This is a genomic window from Streptococcus sp. 2106, from assembly GCF_013277315.1.
Classification (GTDB): domain Bacteria; phylum Bacillota; class Bacilli; order Lactobacillales; family Streptococcaceae; genus Streptococcus; species Streptococcus pseudopneumoniae.
Window position 1 is genome coordinate 28,071 of sequence record NZ_VMMS01000029.1, and the last position, 19,474, is coordinate 47,544.

At 41.9% G+C, this 19,474-nt stretch carries 19 protein-coding genes and 1 pseudogene; 17 read left to right on the top strand and 3 right to left on the bottom strand.

From position 1 onward, the window contains the following. Window positions 1-164 precede the first annotated feature (164 nt). The 3 genes from HT723_RS03680 to HT723_RS03690 are packed head-to-tail and all read right to left on the bottom strand — an operon-like array spanning window position 165 to window position 2,014. Complete coding sequence (locus tag HT723_RS03680) at window positions 165-932, bottom strand: hypothetical protein (protein WP_166735317.1); 768 nt, start codon at window positions 930-932, stop codon at window positions 165-167. Between the two features lie 16 nt (window positions 933-948). Next, on the bottom strand, window positions 949-1,644 hold the full coding sequence (locus HT723_RS03685) for an ABC transporter ATP-binding protein (protein ID WP_138705502.1): 696 nt from the start codon (window positions 1,642-1,644) through the stop codon (window positions 949-951). A gap of 4 nt (window positions 1,645-1,648) precedes the next feature. Further along, window positions 1,649-2,014 carry a GntR family transcriptional regulator gene (locus HT723_RS03690; protein WP_172934668.1) on the bottom strand — a complete coding sequence of 122 codons (366 nt, stop codon included), beginning with the start codon at window positions 2,012-2,014 and terminating at the stop codon, window positions 1,649-1,651. Between the two features lie 139 nt (window positions 2,015-2,153). On the opposite strand from HT723_RS03690, the gene nrdR reads away from it, so the two are divergent. From nrdR to HT723_RS03775, 17 genes and pseudogenes are all read left to right on the top strand, one after another. Next, window positions 2,154-2,627, top strand: a complete 474-nt coding sequence (gene nrdR / locus HT723_RS03695) for a transcriptional regulator NrdR (RefSeq protein WP_001203672.1) — start codon at window positions 2,154-2,156, stop codon at window positions 2,625-2,627. After that, complete coding sequence (locus HT723_RS03700) at window positions 2,628-3,797, top strand: replication initiation and membrane attachment family protein (protein WP_172934669.1); 1,170 nt, start codon at window positions 2,628-2,630, stop codon at window positions 3,795-3,797. It abuts the gene before it with no gap. Then, window positions 3,798-4,694, top strand: a complete 897-nt coding sequence (gene dnaI / locus HT723_RS03705) for a primosomal protein DnaI (protein WP_172934670.1) — start codon at window positions 3,798-3,800, stop codon at window positions 4,692-4,694. Then, entirely contained in the window at window positions 4,691-5,404 is a 714-nt protein-coding gene (locus tag HT723_RS03710; RefSeq protein ID WP_000140849.1) for an NADPH-dependent oxidoreductase, read from the top strand. Before dnaI ends, HT723_RS03710 begins: the two co-directional genes overlap by 4 nt. 13 nt (window positions 5,405-5,417) lie before the next feature. Beyond that, the gene (gene der / locus HT723_RS03715) at window positions 5,418-6,728 is read left to right on the top strand and encodes a ribosome biogenesis GTPase Der (protein WP_001207696.1); all 1,311 of its coding nucleotides are present in this window, start codon (window positions 5,418-5,420) and stop codon (window positions 6,726-6,728) included. Window positions 6,729-6,808: 80 nt separating this feature from the next. Continuing rightward, a complete protein-coding gene (locus HT723_RS03720; protein WP_172934671.1) occupies window positions 6,809-7,144 on the top strand; it encodes a hypothetical protein in 336 nt (111 codons plus the stop codon). Window positions 7,145-7,175: 31 nt separating this feature from the next. Continuing rightward, entirely contained in the window at window positions 7,176-7,967 is a 792-nt protein-coding gene (locus tag HT723_RS03725) for a hypothetical protein (RefSeq protein ID WP_172934672.1), read from the top strand. Next, window positions 7,960-8,601, top strand: coding sequence for a hypothetical protein (locus HT723_RS03730; protein WP_172934673.1), 642 nt, complete (start codon window positions 7,960-7,962; stop codon window positions 8,599-8,601). Before HT723_RS03725 ends, HT723_RS03730 begins: the two co-directional genes overlap by 8 nt. 3 nt (window positions 8,602-8,604) lie before the next feature. Beyond that, window positions 8,605-9,255, top strand: a complete 651-nt coding sequence (locus HT723_RS03735; protein ID WP_166732020.1) for an ATP-binding cassette domain-containing protein — start codon at window positions 8,605-8,607, stop codon at window positions 9,253-9,255. A 10-nt stretch (window positions 9,256-9,265) separates the two neighbouring features. Beyond that, window positions 9,266-9,546, top strand: a pseudogene (locus HT723_RS03740) (hypothetical protein). Window positions 9,547-9,691: 145 nt separating this feature from the next. Further along, a complete protein-coding gene (secA, locus tag HT723_RS03745; protein ID WP_001274079.1) occupies window positions 9,692-12,205 on the top strand; it encodes a preprotein translocase subunit SecA in 2,514 nt (837 codons plus the stop codon). A gap of 80 nt (window positions 12,206-12,285) precedes the next feature. Continuing rightward, window positions 12,286-13,317 (top strand): 3-deoxy-7-phosphoheptulonate synthase, encoded by a 1,032-nt coding sequence (locus tag HT723_RS03750; protein ID WP_000232198.1) that lies wholly within the window; start codon window positions 12,286-12,288, stop codon window positions 13,315-13,317. 1 nt (window position 13,318) lies between these two features. After that, entirely contained in the window at window positions 13,319-14,350 is a 1,032-nt protein-coding gene (locus tag HT723_RS03755; RefSeq protein WP_000864063.1) for a 3-deoxy-7-phosphoheptulonate synthase, read from the top strand. A gap of 44 nt (window positions 14,351-14,394) precedes the next feature. Further along, window positions 14,395-14,757, top strand: a complete 363-nt coding sequence (gene acpS, locus HT723_RS03760) for a holo-ACP synthase (protein WP_031233486.1) — start codon at window positions 14,395-14,397, stop codon at window positions 14,755-14,757. Further along, entirely contained in the window at window positions 14,747-15,850 is a 1,104-nt protein-coding gene (gene alr, locus HT723_RS03765) for an alanine racemase (protein WP_172934674.1), read from the top strand. Before acpS ends, alr begins: the two co-directional genes overlap by 11 nt. A gap of 18 nt (window positions 15,851-15,868) precedes the next feature. After that, window positions 15,869-17,884, top strand: coding sequence for an ATP-dependent DNA helicase RecG (gene recG, locus HT723_RS03770; RefSeq protein ID WP_172934675.1), 2,016 nt, complete (start codon window positions 15,869-15,871; stop codon window positions 17,882-17,884). A 319-nt stretch (window positions 17,885-18,203) separates the two neighbouring features. Then, the gene (locus HT723_RS03775; protein ID WP_023938360.1) at window positions 18,204-19,184 is read left to right on the top strand and encodes an acetylxylan esterase; all 981 of its coding nucleotides are present in this window, start codon (window positions 18,204-18,206) and stop codon (window positions 19,182-19,184) included. Window positions 19,185-19,474: the final 290 nt, after the last annotated feature.

Here is a 19,474-nt window from a genome sequence, read left to right on the forward strand (position 1 = left end):
ACCATACCTACGGCAAGGTGAAGCTGATGTAGTTTGAAGAGATTTTCGAAGAGTATTAATTGGTTAGAAGGATTCGTCTGTAAGATAAAGTTAGACGGAAAATGAGATAAAATCAAAAAGGATAGCCTCTCTGTGATGAGATGTTATCCTTTTTGATTTTAAAACTATTGCAAGTTAACCTTGTTTCTCAAAATATAGTAGGTTCCGAGATAAAAGATAGCTATGAATATGAGTTCTTCAACAATGCCTATGCTTGCTCCCATATAGAAATTATCATTAAATCCTGCAAGTGAATTGACATAGAAGTTAGTACTGGTATTGAAGAAGACTTCAATAAAGCCAATGACGATTTGGATCCCAATGTAGGCTGCAACAGCGAGTGCTGTACGGTATTCATTGAAAAGCTGTCCAATGGAAATAGCCAAGTAGATGCAGAGGATTCCAGAAACGGTATTTAGTAGGAAGGATAACCCCACAAGAGAGAGTTGAGGAAGGTATGTTCCTACAAGTGGGAACAAGTCATAATGTGACATCCATTCTGGAACCGTTATAGTCACAATAAGAAAAGCACTTAGAGCCAGTACAGCCGAGCTAAGTATAGACCAGATAAAGGCTCCGACTAATTTAGCAGTGATGATATAGTGCTCAGAAACTGGCAAGGTCAAAGTCAGATAGCCTTGGCGGTCATAGACACTACCTTTGAAGCGTTTGATAATCAAGAAAATGGTTGAAATCCCAAGTGTAATTATCAAGCCACCAAAGACGAGAGCCAGAAAGATAAATAGGAAAGGTTGGCTATCTTTGAAAGATATATAATTATAGTAGTGTCCTTGCATTCCTAGGGGGACTGAAAGGACTAGCACGGCTGCGTAGAGGGCTAAATACCACTTGTTAACATTTTTAAATTCGTAGCGAATTAAATTCCAAAACATAAATAATCTCCTTTGCTTAAGCCTTAAATTCCTGACGGAAGAGTTGGTCAATGGATTCACCCGACTCATAGCGAATATCGTCTACATTGCCTTGACGAACGACTTTTCCGTCTTTGAGGAAGACAATTTCATCCAAGATTGGCTCGATATCTGAAATCAAGTGGGTAGAAATCAAAACGGTAGAAGTTGGGGAGTAGTTGTTGATGATGGTATTGAGGATATAATCACGGGCTGCTGGATCCACCCCACCAATGGGTTCGTCCAAAACGTAGAGACGAGCATCACGGCTCATAACCAAAATCAATTGGACTTTTTCCTTGTTTCCTTTTGATAGTTTCTTGAGACGACTATTTTCATCAATACCGAGGTCTGCAAGTAGATGATGGGCGCGTTCAAGATTGAAATCTTTATAGAAGGTCTTGAAGTAGGTTAGGGCTTCTTTGATCTTCATTTGCTCATTGAGATAGGTCGTATCCGGCAAATAAGCTACGATAGCCTTGGTTGCTGGGCTTGGATCCATGTCGTTGATCAGGACACGTCCTTGATCTGGTTGCAAGAGGCCATTGATTAGTTTAATCAGGGTTGTTTTTCCTGAGCCGTTTGGGCCAAGGAGACCAACAATTTTTCCAGCTGGGATCTCAAGGGAAACATTTTCAAGGGCTGGTGTTGCTCCATATGATTTGGATACATTTTCAAATGCTAGTAATGACATAGGCTTAAACTCCTTTAATATAATCGCCGACTACGCTTGGTAGTTCTTCTTTTTCATAGCCAAAATGGGTCATGGAGGAAACGAAGTGTTCCAATTCTTCTTCCGATAATTGTTTGCGCGATTGGGCGATTAGCTCCTTATCCTTAGTCACAAATCGTCCAGTTGTTCGCTTGCTGTAGACAAATCCTTCTCGTTCAAGGTCTGATAAGGCTCTTTGGATGGTGTTTGGATTGACCCCTGCCTCGCTAGCTAGCTCTCTCACGGTCGGAAGTTGTTGATTGGCTTCCAGTGTATGGGAAACAATCTGAAGCTTGATTTTCTCCATAATCTGTAAATAAATGGGTTTTTTGTTGTCAAATGTCCAGGACATCTTGGTCTCCTTTCTTTCATCTCTTTGTCTTAATTAAATAATACAACAAAACAAAAAACTTGTCAAGCAAAAAGAAGAATTGTTTTGGGAATCGTTTAAAAAATGGTATAATGAAAAGAAAACGATAAGGAGGGAAAGGATGCGTTGTCCAAAATGTGGGGCTACCAAGTCAAGTGTTATCGATAGTCGCCAAGCAGAAGAAGGGAACACCATTCGTAGAAGACGTGAGTGCGACGAATGCCAGCACCGTTTTACAACCTACGAACGGGTAGAAGAAAGAACTTTAGTGGTTGTTAAAAAAGATGGCACACGGGAACAATTCTCCAGAGATAAAATCTTTAATGGGATTATCCGCTCAGCCCAGAAACGTCCTGTGTCAAGTGATGAAATCAACATGGTAGTCAATCGTATCGAACAGAAACTCCGTGGTCGAAATGAAAATGAAATTCAAAGTGAGGACATTGGGTCACTCGTCATGGAGGAGTTGGCTGAATTGGACGAGATTACCTATGTACGTTTTGCTAGTGTCTATCGTAGTTTTAAGGATGTCAGTGAGTTAGAGAGTCTGCTCCAACAAATCACCCAGTCCTCTAAAAAGAAAAAGGAAAGATAAATGAAGCCAATTGACCGTTTTTCTTATCTAAAGAATAATCGGGTGTCGCAAGATACCTCATCTCTGGTACAGTGCTACCTCCCGATTATCGGTCAGGAGGCACTGAGCCTTTATCTTTATACGATTAGTTTTTGGGATAATGGCAGAAAGGAATATCTCTTTTCAAGTATTCTCAATCATCTCAATTTTGGGATGGACAGACTTTTAAAATCTTTGAAAATCCTATCTGCTTTCAATCTCTTAACCCTCTATCAAAAGGGGGATGTTTATCAGCTAGCCCTCCATGCTCCTCTATCTAGTCAGGACTTCTTGGAACATCCTGTTTATCGCAGACTTTTAGAGAAAAAGATTGGCGATGCAGCTGTGGAGGATTTGAAAGTTGAAAGTGCTGATGGTGAAGAAATACCTGTCTCACTCAATCAAGTCTTTCCAGACTTGGCAGAACTGGGAAGTCAAGAAGACCTTGGTCTCAAGAAGAAAGTGGCCAACGATTTCGACTTGGAACATTTTCGCCAGCTGATGGCTCGAGATGGACTTCGTTTTGCGGATGAGCAGTCCGATGTCTTAAACCTCTTTGCCATTGCTGAGGAGAAGAAATGGACTTGGTTTGAGACCTATCAACTGGCTAAGTCAACAGCTGTTTCCCAGGTTATTTCAACCAAACGCATGCGGGAGAAAATCGCTCAAAAACCTGTTTCCTCTGACTTTAGTCCTAAGGAAGCAACAATTATCAAAGAGGCCAAAAGTAAAACTGCCCTGCAGTTCTTAGCAGAAATCAAGCAAACACGCAAGGGGACCATTACCCAAACAGAAAGAGAACTCTTGCAACAGATGGCTGGCTTGGGCTTGCTGGACGAAGTCATCAATATCATTCTCTTGTTGACCTTTAATAAGGTAGATTCGGCAAATATCAATGAGAAATATGCCATGAAGGTAGCCAATGATTACGCCTATCAAAAGATTCATTCGGCAGAAGAGGCAGTCTTGCGAATCCGTGAGCGTGGGCAGAAGAATCAGGCTCAAAAAAGCAGTACCCCTAGTCATGCCAAGTCCAATGTACCCAAGTGGAGCAATCCAGATTATAAAAATGAAACCAGCGAGGAAACTCGTCTGGAACTAGAACGTAAGAAACAAGAACTATTAGCTCGATTAGAAAAAGGAGGAGATTAGATGGAAAGTGTCGGAGATGTACTCAAGCGACAACCTAGCCGTTTTCATTATCAAGATTTGGTCCAGAAAATCATGAAGGACCCTGATGTTGCGGCCTTTATCCAGCAAGAATCCTTGACTCCAGAGGAATTGAATCGCAGTATCTCCAAGTTTAATCAATACATCACCGAGCGTAACAAGTTTCTCCGTGGGGATACGGATTATATTGCCAAAGGTTACAAGCCTATTTTGGTCATGAATCATGGTTATGCGGACGTTTCTTACGAAGAAACTCCTGAGCTAATCGCAGCGGAAAAAGAAGCGGCTATTAAGAACCGTCTCAAGTTAATCAATCTGCCAGCCAGTCTCAAGCAAGCTAGTTTGGCTCAAGTTGACTTGGATGATTTGGGGCGCTTGCCAGTTTTTGAAAAGCTATTAGCCTTCGTGGAGCAATATCCAGCTATTCGAAAAGGTCTTTACTTATATGGAGACTTTGGTGTGGGAAAAAGTTTCATGGTGGCTGCCCTAGCCCATGATTTATCAGAAAAACGTGGTGTTTCATCCACTCTCCTCCACTATCCAAGCTTTGTCATCGATGTCAAAAATGCTATCGGTGATGGTAATGTCAAGACCTTGGTGGATGAGATTAAGCTGTCTGAAGTCCTGATTTTAGATGATATTGGCGCCGAGCAATCAACCGTTTGGGTGCGTGACGAAATCCTGCAGGTCATTCTCCAATATCGGATGCAGGAAAATTTACCGACCTTTTTCACCTCCAACTTCAACTTTGAAGATTTGGAGAAGCATTTTGCGAAAGTGAAACATGGAAATGACGAAACCTGGGAAGCCAGACGGGTCATGGAACGCATCCGTTATTTGGCTGAGGAGACTCGTTTAGAAGGAGTAAACCGTCGATGACAGAAACCATTAAATTGATGAAGGCTCATACTTCAGTGCGCAGGTTTAAGGAGCAAGAAATTCCCCAAGTAGACTTAAATGAGATTTTGACAGCAGCCCAGATGGCATCATCTTGGAAGAATTTCCAATCCTACTCTGTGATTGTGGTACGAAGTCAAGAGAAGAAAGATGCCTTGTATGAATTGGTACCTCAAGAAGCCATTCGCCAGTCTGCTGTTTTCCTTCTCTTTGTCGGAGATTTGAACCGAGCAGAAAAGGGAGCCCGACTTCATACCGACACCTTCCAACCCCAAGGTGTGGAAGGTCTCTTGATTAGTTCGGTCGATGCAGCTCTTGCTGGACAAAACGCCTTGTTGGCAGCTGAAAGCTTGGGCTATGGTGGTGTGATTATCGGTTTGGTTCGATACAAGTCTGAAGAAGTGGCAGAGCTCTTTAACCTACCTGACTACACCTATTCTGTCTTTGGGATGGCACTGGGTGTGCCAAATCAACATCATGATATGAAACCGAGACTGCCACTAGAGAATGTTGTCTTTGAGGAAGAATACCAAGAACAGTCAACTGAGGCAATCCAAGCTTATGACCGTGTTCAGGCTGACTATGCTGGGGCGCGTGCGACCACAAGCTGGAGTCAGCGCCTAGCAGAACAGTTTGGTCAAGCTGAACCAAGCTCAACTAGAAAAAATCTTGAACAGAAGAAATTATTGTAGAAAGTGAGAAATTATGGCCCTACCAACTATTGCCATTGTAGGACGTCCCAATGTTGGGAAATCAACCCTATTTAATCGGATCGCTGGTGAGCGAATCTCCATTGTAGAAGATGTCGAAGGAGTGACACGTGACCGTATCTATGCAACGGGTGAGTGGCTCAATCGTTCATTTAGTATGATTGATACAGGGGGAATCGATGATGTCGATGCTCCTTTCATGGAACAAATCAAGCACCAGGCAGAAATTGCCATGGAAGAAGCAGATGTTATCGTCTTTGTCGTGTCTGGTAAGGAAGGAATTACCGATGCGGACGAATACGTAGCCCGCAAGCTTTATAAGACCCACAAACCAGTTATCCTCGCGGTTAACAAGGTGGATAACCCTGAGATGCGAAATGATATCTATGATTTTTATGCCCTCGGTTTGGGTGAACCACTGCCTATCTCATCTGTCCATGGTATCGGTACAGGGGATGTACTAGATGCGATTGTGGAAAACCTTCCAAATGAATATGAAGAAGAAAATCCAGATGTCATTAAGTTTAGCCTGATTGGTCGTCCAAACGTTGGAAAATCAAGCTTGATCAATGCTATCTTGGGCGAAGACCGTGTTATTGCTAGTCCTGTTGCTGGAACAACTCGTGATGCCATTGATACCCACTTTACAGATACAGATGGTCAAGAGTTTACCATGATTGATACGGCTGGTATGCGTAAGTCTGGTAAGGTTTATGAAAATACTGAGAAATACTCTGTTATGCGTGCCATGCGTGCTATTGACCGTTCAGATGTGGTCTTGATGGTCATCAATGCGGAAGAAGGCATTCGTGAGTACGACAAGCGTATCGCAGGATTTGCCCATGAAGCTGGTAAAGGGATGATTATCGTGGTCAACAAGTGGGATACGCTTGAAAAAGATAACCACACTATGAAAAACTGGGAAGAAGATATCCGTGAGCAGTTCCAATACCTGCCTTACGCACCGATTATCTTTGTATCCGCTTTGACCAAGCAACGTCTCCACAAACTTCCTGAGATGATTAAGCAAATCAGCGAAAGTCAAAATACACGTATTCCATCAGCTGTCTTGAACGATGTCATCATGGATGCCATTGCCATCAACCCAACACCGACAGACAAAGGAAAACGTCTCAAGATTTTCTATGCGACCCAAGTGGCAACCAAACCACCAACCTTTGTCATCTTTGTCAATGAAGAAGAACTCATGCACTTTTCTTACCTGCGTTTCTTGGAAAATCAAATCCGCAAGGCCTTTGTTTTTGAGGGAACACCGATTCATCTCATCGCAAGAAAACGTAAATAAAAAGTAGAATCTGGAATGACATTTCCAGATTTTTTTGATATAATAAAATAATAGAAAACGCTATCAAAAAGGAGGTATCGATGAAACATTTGTTTAAATTTATAATCTTATTGCCCTGGTTTTACTTTTTCAATTGGATTGAAAAGGATAATAGAGAAAGTAAATTTTTCCCAATTTTTTACTATTTTTACTGGTTTTACATCCCCCTCTATGCTCTTTTTAGCCTTGCTTGGACAGTTATTTCAGTTCTGTTTTTCAATATCGTCTTGAGAAATTTGACAGATATCAAGTTATGGGGCATTTGGTTTCTTTTTATTCTGCTAGCTATTGGTCTGAATAGGTTAACTTATTCTTGTTTCAAAAAAATGCTTAGACTAAGAAAGGAGTTAGGGAAGTATAAAGCGGGGAGGCATTGATTTATATCGGTTTTTTAATAGGAGGTGGCTTATGAAGATTCCTCTCTTAACTTTGGCAAGGCATAAATTTGTTTATGTCTTGCTTACTTTGCTTTTTCTTGCTTTGGTTTATCGTGATGTTTTGATGACTTATTTCTTTTTTGATATTCATGCGCCCGATCTAGCTAAATTCGATGGACAAGCAATTAAAAATGACTTATTAAAATCAGCATTAGATTTTCGTATTCTCCAGTTCAATCTAGGTTTTTATCAATCATTTATTATTCCAATCATCATTGTTTTGCTAGGTTTTCAATATATTGAGCTGAAAAATAAAGTTTTACGATTGAGTATTGGAAGAGAAGTGAGTTATCAAGGGGTAAAAAGAAAGTTGACTTTGCAAGTTGCAAGTATCCCTTGTGTGATATATTTAGTGACTGTGCTGATAATTGCAATTTTAACTTATTTCTTTGGGACTTTTTCTCCTCTTGAATGGAATTCTCTATTTTCTGATGGGAGTAGTTTACAAAGGCTCCTAGATGGAGAGATAACAAGCTATTTGTTCTTTACTTGTGTCCTACTAATCGGTATTTTCATCAATGCAGTCTATTTTTTAAAAATAGTTGATTATTTAGGGAATGTGACTCGTTCGGCAATCACCTATTTGATGTTTCTTTGGCTTGGTTCTATGCTGCTCTATAGTGCCTTGCCTTACTATATGGTTCCTATGACGAGTTTGATGCAAGCTAGCTATGGGGATGTAAGTTTGATGAAACTCTTTACTCCTTATATCCTTTATATTGTCCCTTATATGGTGCTTGAAAAATATGAAGATAATGTTTAAGAATTTTAACAATATTTTGCTAAAGAGAAAGATTGTTTTACTACTTCGTATAGTTCTGATGATGATTTTGACCAACTATCTATTGTCAACAGCGGTTCAAAAGCAGGATGTTTTTCTCTTTTTCAAGAGAGAATTGATTTCAATCTTTTCCTATAATGACTATTCTGAAGTGAATTTAGAAATCCCCAAACTCTTGTTAAACCTTTCTATTTTCATGGTTGGATGGCTCTCTGTTATTTTGCTTGAAACTGATTTGGCAGATCACTACTATCACTTGATTCGCTATCAATCAAGCTCCTTTTTCGATTATACAAGGAAACGATTGGTTGTCATTTCTAAATTTTTTATTCAAGATTTATTTGTCTGGTTTCTTGGTTTACTTCCGCTAGGAATTCATTTCAAAACAGTCACACTTTTCTTTTTACTTGCTCAGTTAACGATCTTGTACTTGCTACTTTCTTATCTGATAGCACTTATTAGTGCGGGCGCTGGTTTTTCCTTTTTTCTCTATTTTTTAGCATTTGTGGGACAAGAATGGATGATGGATCATATTGTAACAGTGTATTTAGTACTCCTAAGTTTATTAGTTATCTTGATTGTTAGTCGCTTGGAAGAGAAATTTAAGAAAGGATAAACGATGAGACTTGAAATTATAAATGGACAGAAAATTTATGGGAAAAGACCTATTTTAAATCAGTTAAATCTGGTCTTTCAATCAGGAAAAATTTATGGACTTAAAGGTGATAATGGATCTGGTAAGACAGTTCTTTTAAAGATACTTGCTGGTTATATTAAGCTTGATAAAGGAAAAGTTCTTCAAGATGGGGAAGTCTACGGGATAAAAAATCATTATATTCAGGATGCAGGGGTTTTAATTGAAAAAGTTGAGTTTTTATCTCATTTATCCCTTAGAGAAAATTTGGAACTGTTAAGGTATTTTTCATCTAAAGTTACGGAAAAAAGAATTGCCGATTGGATCCAATATTATGATTTACAGGAATTTGAAGACGTTGAGTACCGTCATTTATCCTTAGGAACGAAACAAAAAATGGCTTTGATTCAAGCCTTTATTGCCGAACCATCTATACTCTTTCTCGATGAACCCATGAATGCTTTGGATGAGAAGAGTGTGAGGTTAACCAAACAGGTCATTTTATCTTACCTGAAAAAAGAAAATGGTCTGGTTATCCTGACATCACACATATCGGAAGATATTTCAGACCTTTGTACAGATGTATTAGTTGTCGAAAATGGGCATATACAGTATTCAAAAGATATACAAGCTTAGGAGGTAGCTTATGGTACATCTAAAATCATTTATTACACGCTATTCCAAGGTTTATATTGGTTTAGTTCTGCTAATCTGGCTTGCTTTCTTCCTTGGGGCAGTCCGATTCTGGGGGGGAAGATTGACCTCTTCAGCATACAGAAAGTCTTGCTAATTTTTGGCATTCTGTCCATTTTGATGGCCTTGCTGTCCAAGAAAGTCAGTCTCTTTGTTTTTGGACTGATCTGCTGTCTTTCTCTTTGGATAAACCTATTTATCCTGTTTGCTCTTTTGCCAATTTTTGGTAATTAAAGTATCATAAAAGTCAGAGAGGTTAGCTTGAAAACTAGCCTCTTTTTCCTTTTCAAAATGGGGATTCTTCCTTGAAAATAATCAGTAATTGTGCTAAAATTAAAAGAACATTCTAAAATATTCGGAATTTAAAGTAAGGAAAAACATGGCTAATATTTTAAAAACAATTATCGAAAATGATAAAGGAGAAATCCGTCGTCTGGAAAAGATGGCTGACAAGGTTTTCAAATACGAAGACCAAATGGCTGCTTTGACTGATGACCAACTAAAAGCAAAAACAGTTGAATTTAAAGAACGTTATCAAAATGGAGAATCGCTGGATTCATTGCTTTATGAAGCATTTGCGGTTGTCCGTGAGGGTGCCAAACGTGTCCTAGGTCTCTTCCCATATAAGGTTCAGGTCATGGGGGGAATCGTTCTTCACCATGGTGACGTGCCAGAGATGCGTACAGGGGAAGGGAAAACCTTGACTGCGACTATGCCGGTATACCTCAATGCCCTTTCAGGCAAAGGGGTTCACGTAGTTACGGTTAACGAATACCTATCAGAACGTGACGCGACTGAGATGGGTGAATTGTACTCATGGCTTGGTTTGTCAGTAGGGATTAACTTGGCTGCCAAATCTCCAATGGAGAAAAAAGAAGCCTATGAGTGTGACATTACCTACTCAACCAACTCAGAAATCGGATTTGACTACCTACGTGACAACATGGTCGTTCGTGCTGAAAACATGGTACAACGTCCGCTTAACTATGCCTTGGTCGATGAGGTTGACTCTATCTTGATTGACGAGGCCCGTACACCTTTGATCGTATCAGGTGCTAATGCAGTTGAAACCAGTCAGCTCTACCATATGGCAGACCACTATGTAAAATCTTTGGACAAAGACGACTACATCATCGATGTGCAGTCTAAGACTATTGGTTTGTCTGATTCAGGGATTGACAAGGCTGAAAGCTACTTCAAGCTTGAAAATCTCTATGACATCGAAAACGTAGCTCTTACTCACTTTATCGATAATGCCCTTCGTGCCAACTACATCATGCTTCTCGATATTGACTATGTGGTGAGCGAAGAGCAAGAAATCTTGATTGTCGACCAATTTACAGGTCGTACCATGGAAGGTCGTCGTTATTCTGATGGCTTGCACCAAGCTATTGAAGCCAAAGAAGGTGTGCCAATCCAGGATGAAACCAAGACATCTGCCTCAATCACGTATCAAAACCTTTTCCGTATGTACAAGAAATTGTCTGGTATGACGGGGACAGGTAAGACTGAGGAAGAAGAATTCCGTGAAATCTACAACATTCGTGTTATTCCAATCCCAACAAACCGTCCTGTTCAACGGATTGACCACTCAGACCTTCTTTATGCAAGTATCGAATCTAAGTTTAAAGCGGTTGTCGAAGACGTTAAGGCTCGTTACCAAAAGGGTCAGCCTGTCTTGGTTGGTACAGTAGCGGTTGAAACTAGTGACTACATTTCTAAGAAATTGGTCGCAGCTGGTGTTCCTCACGAAGTCTTGAATGCCAAAAATCACTATAGAGAAGCCCAAATCATCATGAATGCTGGTCAACGTGGTGCCGTTACCATCGCAACCAACATGGCGGGTCGTGGTACCGACATCAAGCTTGGTGAAGGTGTTCGTGAACTTGGAGGACTTTGTGTGATTGGTACAGAACGTCATGAAAGTCGTCGTATCGATAACCAGCTTCGTGGACGTTCAGGTCGTCAAGGAGATCCAGGTGAGTCACAATTCTACCTCTCTCTTGAAGATGATTTGATGAAACGTTTTGGTTCTGAACGCTTGAAAGGCATATTTGAACGCTTGAATATGTCTGAAGAGGCCATTGAGTCTCGTATGTTGACGCGTCAGGTTGAGGCAGCTCAGAAACGTGTCGAAGGAAATAACTACGATACCCGTAAACAAGTCCTTCAATACGACGATGTCATGCGTGAACAACGTGAGATTATCTATGCTCAACGTTACGATGTCATCACTGCAGACCGTGACTTGGCACCTGAAATTCAGGCTATGCACAAACGCACGATTGAACGTGTCGTCGATGGTCATGCGCGTGCCAAACAAGATGAAAAACTTGAAGCAATTTTGAACTTTGCTAAGTACAACTTGCTTCCAGAAGATTCTATTACGATGGAAGATTTGTCAGGCTTGTCTGATAAGGCCATCAAGGAAGAGCTTTTTCAACGTGCCTTGAAGGTTTATGATAGTCAGGTTTCAAAACTACGCGATGAAGAAGCAGTTAAAGAATTCCAAAAAGTTTTGATTCTACGAGTGGTGGATAACAAGTGGACAGATCATATCGATGCCCTTGATCAATTGCGTAACGCGGTTGGACTTCGTGGTTATGCTCAGAACAACCCTGTTGTTGAGTATCAGGCAGAAGGTTTCCGTATGTTTAATGATATGATTGGTTCGATTGAGTTTGATGTGACACGCTTGATGATGAAAGCACAAATTCATGAACAAGAAAGACCACAGGCAGAACGCCATATCAGTACAACAGCGACTCGCAATATCGCTGCTCACCAAGCAAGTATGCCAGAAGATTTGGATTTGAGCCAGATTGGACGCAATCAACTTTGCCCATGTGGTTCTGGTAAGAAGTTTAAAAATTGTCACGGTAAAAGACAATAAAATGAGATAGTTTAGAGGCGGATATCTTGTGAAAAGTAAATTTTTACTTGGTATCCGTTTGCTTTATAAGGAGATGACTTATGGTATTTACAGCAAAAAGTCCTAAAATAAATATCGAAGAAGTTCGTGCCTTATCAAAATTAGAAGGCCAAGCTTTGGAGAGAAAATCACAGCGCGATCAAGAGCTAGAAGCCATCATGCGTGGAGAAGACCAGCGGATTCTCTTGGTAATCGGTCCGTGCTCATCTGACAACGAAGAAGCTGTCCTTGAATACGCTAAGCGTTTGGCAGTCCTACAAGAAGAAGTGGCAGATCGTATCTTTATGGTTATGCGTGTTTATACTGCCAAACCCCGTACCAACGGAGATGGCTATAAGGGCTTGATTCACCAGCCTAACGCGACAGAAGCGCCTAGTCTTATCAATGGAATCAAAGCCGTTCGCCATCTTCACTATCGTGTCATCACAGAAACAGGGATGACAACTGCTGATGAAATGCTTTATCCTGAAAACCTTCCGCTTGTAGATGATTTGATTTCTTACATGGCAGTTGGTGCCCGTTCAGTTGAAGACCAGCAACACCGCTTTGTGGCAAGTGGGGCAGGATTTTCTACTGGTTTTAAAAATCCAACCTCTGGAAATCTCAATGTCATGTTTAATGGGATTTATGCTGCTCAAAACAAACAAAGTTTCCTTTTCTTAGGAAAAGAAGTAGAAACAACTGGGAACCCGCTTTCACACGCTATTCTTCGTGGTGCTCTTAATGAGTATGGTAACAATATTCCCAACTACTATTATGACAATTTAATTGAGACCATTGCCCAGTATGAGAAAATGGGCTTGGAAAATCCTTTTATCATCATTGATACCAATCATGACAATTCTGGTAAGCAGTATATGGAACAGATCCGAATTGTCCGCCAGACCTTGATTAACCGTGCTTGGAATGAAAAAATTAAGCAGTTCGTTCGTGGTTTTATGATTGAGTCTTATCTGGAAGATGGTCGACAAAATGAGCCAGAAGTATTTGGTAAGTCTATCACAGACCCTTGCTTGGGTTGGGATAACACAGAAGCTCTTGTCAGAGAAATTTACAAAACGTTAGGAGAATAAGATGGCATTTATTGAAAAAGGTCAAGAAATCGATATGGAAGTCATTAAGGCTGAAACCCAATTGTCTGCGGAAGCCTTGAGACTCAAGGAAAGCCGTGACAGGGAATTGGCAGACATTATTTCAGGGGAAGATGACCGTCTCCTTTTGGTAATTGGTCCTTGCTCTTCTGATAATGAAGAAGCTGTCTTGGAATATGCCCGCCGCTTGTCAGCCTTGCAAAAGAAGGTAGCGGACAAGATTTTCATGGTTATGCGCGTTTATACTGCTAAGCCTCGTACCAACGGAGACGGCTATAAAGGGTTGGTTCACCAGCCAGACACTTCTAAGGCTCCAAGCCTGATTAACGGTTTGCAGGCTGTGCGCCAGTTGCACTACCGAGTGATTACAGAGACTGGTTTGACGACGGCAGATGAGATGCTTTATCCGTCAAATCTAATTTTGGTGGATGACTTGGTCAGCTACCATGCTGTTGGAGCTCGTTCTGTGGAAGACCAAGAGCACCGCTTTGTGGCTTCTGGGATTGATGCACCAGTAGGGATGAAAAATCCAACCTCAGGAAATTTGGGTGTTATGTTTAACGCCATCTATGCTGCTCAAAATAAGCAAACCTTCCTTTATCATGGGCAGGAAGTTGAGACTTCAGGTAATCCTTTGTCCCATGTCATCCTCCGTGGAGCAGTTAACGAGTATGGCAATTATATGCCGAATTACTACTATGAAAACCTACTCCAAGCCATTGAACGCTATGAAACCATGGGACTTGAAAATCCCTTTATCCTCATTGATACCAACCATGATAACTCAGGCAAGCAGTATATGGAGCAGATTCGAATTGTTCGCCAGACCTTGCAAAATCGTGATTGGAATGAGAAAATTAAAAAGACAGTTCGAGGATTTATGATTGAATCTTACCTAGCAGATGGTCGTCAAAACCAACCAGAGGTCTTTGGCTGCTCTATTACAGATCCTTGCCTAGGTTGGGAAAATACAGAGGCTTTGGTAGAAGAAATCTATGCTACCTTGGCAGAATAAGTGAAAAGGATGGAGTTGGGGAATCTCAACTCCTTTTGATGAGAATGATAGTTGGACACGGAATTGACATCGAAGAATTGGCTTCGATAGAAAGAGCGGCTGCACGACATGAAGGCTTTGCCAAGCGCGTGCTGACAGCCAAGGAAATGGAACGGTTTAACAGTCTTAAAGGGCGCAGGCAAATCGAATATTTGGCTGGTCGCTGGTCGGCTAAAGAAGCCTTTTCCAAGGCCATGGGAACGGGAATTGGCAAGCTCGGTTTTCAGGATTTAGAAGTCTTAAACAATGAACGCGGGGCGCCTTATTTTAGTCAGTCACCATTTTCAGGAAAAATTTGGCTATCTATCAGCCATACCGATCAGTTTGTGACAGCCAGTGTCATTTTGGAGGAAAATCATGCAAGCTAGTCCGCATAGACCAACCAAGGCTCTGATTCATCTGGGAGCTATTCGACAAAATATTCAGCAAATGGGGGCTCATATCCCTGAGGGGACACTCAAGTGGGCAGTGGTCAAAGCCAATGCCTATGGGCATGGGGCAGTAGCTGTTGCCAATGCGATTCAAGATGATGTCGATGGCTTCTGCGTTTCCAATATTGATGAAGCTATTGAACTCAGACAAGCTGGACTCAGCAAGCCAATCCTCATTTTAGGAGTTTCTGAGCTAGAAGTTGTTGCTCTAGCTAAAGAATATGACATCACCTTGACAGTGGCTGGACTGGAGTGGATTCAAGCACTCTTAGATAAGGAAGCGGACCTAACTGGATTGACAGTTCACCTCAAGATTGACTCAGGGATGGGACGGATTGGTTTTAGAGAGGCTAGTGAGGCTGATCAGGCTCAAGACTTGCTCCAACAACACGGTGTTCGTGTTGAAGGAATCTTTACCCACTTTGCGACTGCTGATGAGGAATCAGATGACTATTTTAATGCCCAGTTAGAACGGTTTAAAACCATTCTATCAAGTATGAAAGGTCTTCCAGAGCTGGTTCATGCCAGTAATTCGGCAACGACCCTTTGGCATGCAGAGACTATTTTTAATGCGATCCGTATGGGAGATGCCATGTATGGTCTTAATCCTAGCGGAGAGGTCTTGGATTTACCCTATGACTTGATTCCAGCCTTGACCTTGGAGTCTGCTCTGGTTCATGTCAAGACAGTTTCAGCTGGAGCTTGCATGGGCTACGGGGCGACCTATCAGGCAGATAGCGAGCAGGTCATCGCGACCGTGCCAATCGGCTATGCAGATGGATGGACAAGAGACATGGAAAATTTCTCTGTCTTGGTAGATGGCCAAGCTTGCCCAATTGTCGGCAGGGTTTCGATGGACCAAATCACTATTCGATTGCCTAAGCCTTACCCACTCGGAACCAAGGTAACCTTGATTGGCTCCAATGGGGATAAGGAAATCACTGCAACTCAGGTAGCGTCCTACCGTGGGACTATTAACTATGAGGTGGTTTGTCTTCTCAGCGACCGCATTCCGAGAGAATATGATTAGAAAAGAAAGGAGTGGAGCATGAATCTACATCAACCCTTGCATGTCTTACCTGGTGTGGGACCAAAGTCAGCAGAAAAATACGCCAAACTAGGAATTGAAAACTTGCAAGACCTCTTGCTTTACTTTCCTTTCAGATATGAAGATTTCAAAACCAAGCAAGTGCTGGAGCTGGAAGACGGAGAAAAGGCAGTTCTGTCTGGACAAGTAGTGACTCCTGCCAGTGTCCAGTATTATGGTTTCAAGCGCAATCGTCTGCGCTTTAGCCTCAAGCAGGGAGAAGTCGTTTTTGCGGTGAACTTCTTTAACCAGCCCTATCTGGCTGATAAGATAGAGTTGGGAGCAACTCTTGCTGTCTTTGGAAAATGGGACCGTGCCAAGGCTAGTCTGACTGGGATGAAGGTCCTGGCTCAGGTGGAAGATGATCTCCAACCTGTCTATCGCTTGGCTCAGGGAATCAGTCAGGCCAGTCTGGTCAAAGTTATCAAGACAGCCTTTGATCAGGGACTGGACCTCTTGATAGAAGAAAATCTGCCCCAGTCTTTACTAGACAAATACAAACTCATGTCCCGTTGTCAGGCTGTTCGTGCCATGCATTTCCCCAAGGATTTGGCAGAATACAAGCAGGCTCTTCGCCGTATCAAATTTGAGGAACTCTTTTATTTTCAAATGCAATTGCAGACGCTCAAGTCTGAAAATAGAGTTCAGGGAAGTGGTCTGGTTCTGAATTGGTCTCAGGAAAAAGTGACAGTAGTTAAAGAAAATCTACCTTTTTCCTTGACCCCAGCTCAAGAAAAGAGTTTACAGGAAATTTTGACAGACATGAAGTCGGATCACCACATGAATCGTCTCTTGCAAGGGGATGTGGGGAGCGGAAAAACGGTGGTCGCTGGCTTGGCTATGTTTGCGGCAGTGACAGCTGGCTACCAATCAGCCCTCATGGTACCAACAGAAATTCTCGCAGAGCAACACTTTGAGAGTCTACAGAGTCTCTTTCCAGACCTAAAACTGGCTCTCTTGACAGGTTCCTTAAAAGCTGCAGAAAAGAGAGAAGTCTTGGAGACCATTGCCAAGGGTGAGGCTGATTTGATTATCGGAACCCATGCTCTGATTCAGGATGGAGTGGATTATGCTCGCCTTGGCTTGATTATCATCGATGAACAGCACCGTTTTGGTGTGGGGCAAAGGCGTATTTTACGGGAAAAAGGCGACAATCCAGATGTCCTCATGATGACGGCGACTCCCATTCCACGGACGCTGGCCATCACAGCCTTCGGAGATATGGATGTTTCCATTATCGACCAGATGCCAGCAGGTCGGAAGCCTATTGTGACGCGCTGGATCAAGCATGAGCAACTGCCTCAGGTCTTGACTTGGTTAGAGGGGGAAATCCAAAAAGGTTCTCAAGCCTATGTTATCTCTCCTTTGATTGAAGAATCAGAAGCTCTAGATTTGAAAAATGCCATTGCCTTATCAGAAGAGCTGACGGCTCATTTTGCAGGTAAGGCAGAAGTGGCTCTTCTACATGGTAAGATGAAGAGTGACGAAAAAGACCAGATCATGCAGGATTTCAAGGAGAGAAAAACAGATATTCTAGTTTCAACAACGGTTATCGAGGTTGGGGTCAATGTTCCAAATGCGACTGTCATGATCATCATGGATGCCGATCGCTTCGGGCTTAGTCAGCTTCACCAGCTCAGAGGTCGTGTGGGTCGGGGGGACAAGCAGTCCTATGCTGTTCTTGTTGCCAATCCCAAGACGGATTCTGGGAAAGACCGCATGCGCATCATGACAGAAACCACCAATGGTTTTGTCCTTGCGGAGGAAGATTTGAAAATGCGTGGTTCTGGTGAGATTTTTGGAACCAGACAGTCAGGGCTTCCAGAGTTCCAAGTGGCTGATATTATCGAGGATTTTCCGATTTTAGAAGAAGCTAGAAAGGTTGCTAGCTACATTAGTTCTATTGAAGGCTGGCAAGAGGATCCAGAGTGGCGCATGATTGCCTTTCATCTGGAAAAGAAAGAACATCTGGATTAAGCTTTCTCTAAGGAAAACTTAAGCTAGCTTTCAGGTTTGACCCTTATACTAGAGTCATCAAAAAGAAACGAGGACTCTCACATGACAGTAACGATTAAAGTAAATTACCAAACTACTTTCCAAAAGAAAGAAGCAAAAAACTAAGATTGAATAAAGGAAGAAGAGCGAAATGCTCTTTTTTCGTTTCTAAAACTACTTTCAGTCAATAGGCTTGAAGGAGGAAAAGTTAAATTCACTTTCTATTTATCCTTCTTTCTTGCATTGATTACATAGATATGCTACAGTTGTGGTAACGATTACAAAATAAAAGGAGCATGCTATGAAAAATCCAGCTTTGCTAGAAGAAATTAAGACCTATAGAGGAAGGGATGAGGTTCCGGAAGACTTTGATGCTTTCTGGGATGGGGAAGTGAAAAATGTTTCCACACCTCCATCCTACCACTTGGAGGAAAGAGATTTCCACATTCCTCAAGTCAAGTGCTATGAGTTAACATTTGAAGGAAGCAAGGAAGGAAAGGTTTATGCACGCATTGTTCTTCCAAAGAGTGAGGAGAAGGTTCCACTAATCTTCCATTTTCATGGTTATATGGGACGTGGCTGGGATTGGGCCGACATGCTGGGCTTCACCGTAGCTGGTTACGGTGTTGTTTCCATGGATGTTCGAGGCCAGTCGGGCTATTCACAAGACGGTTTGCGTTCTCCTCTAGGAAATACGGTTAAGGGACATATTATCCGTGGTGCTGTGGAGGGTCGGGATCACCTCTTTTATAAGGATGTTTATCTGGATATTTACCAGTTGGTTGAAATTATTGCTAATCTGCCTGAGGTAGATGAGAAGCGTCTTTCTAGCTATGGTGCCTCTCAAGGTGGTGCTCTAGCTTTGGTTGCAGCAGCGCTCAATCCTCGAATTCAGAAAACAGTTTCCATCTATCCCTTCTTGTCAGACTTCAGACGGGTGATTGAGATTGGCAATACTAGTGAGGCTTATGATGAACTTTTCCGTTATTTCAAGTTCCACGATCCTTTTCATGAAACAGAGGAGGAAATCATGGCGACCCTTGCCTATATCGATGTCAAAAATCTTGCCCATCGTATCCAAGGTGAGGTTAAGATGATTACGGGCTTGGACGACGATGTTTGCTATCCCATTACCCAGTTTGCGATTTACAATCGTTTGATCTGCGATAAGGCTTATCGCATCATGCCTGAGTATGCCCACGAAGCAATGAATGTATTTGTCAACGACCAAGTCTACAACTGGCTCTGTGGGAGTGAGATTCCTTTCAAATATCTAAAATAAGGAGTCGACTCTAAGCACAAAATCTTAAAAATCACAAACGCGCATAGTATCAGGTGTTGAACAAGCTTGATACTATGCGTTTTATAGTGGGAATATTTATAGAATTTTTTGTTGCTAGCTTTGTCAAATTGCTTAAAATAATTTTTTTCAGAAAGCAAAAGCCGATACCTATCGAGTAGGGTAGTTCTTGCTATCGTCAGGCTTGTCTGTAGGTGTTAATACTTTCCAAAAATCTCTTCAAACCACGTCAGCTTCGCCTTGCCGTAGGTATGGTTACTGACTTCGTCAGT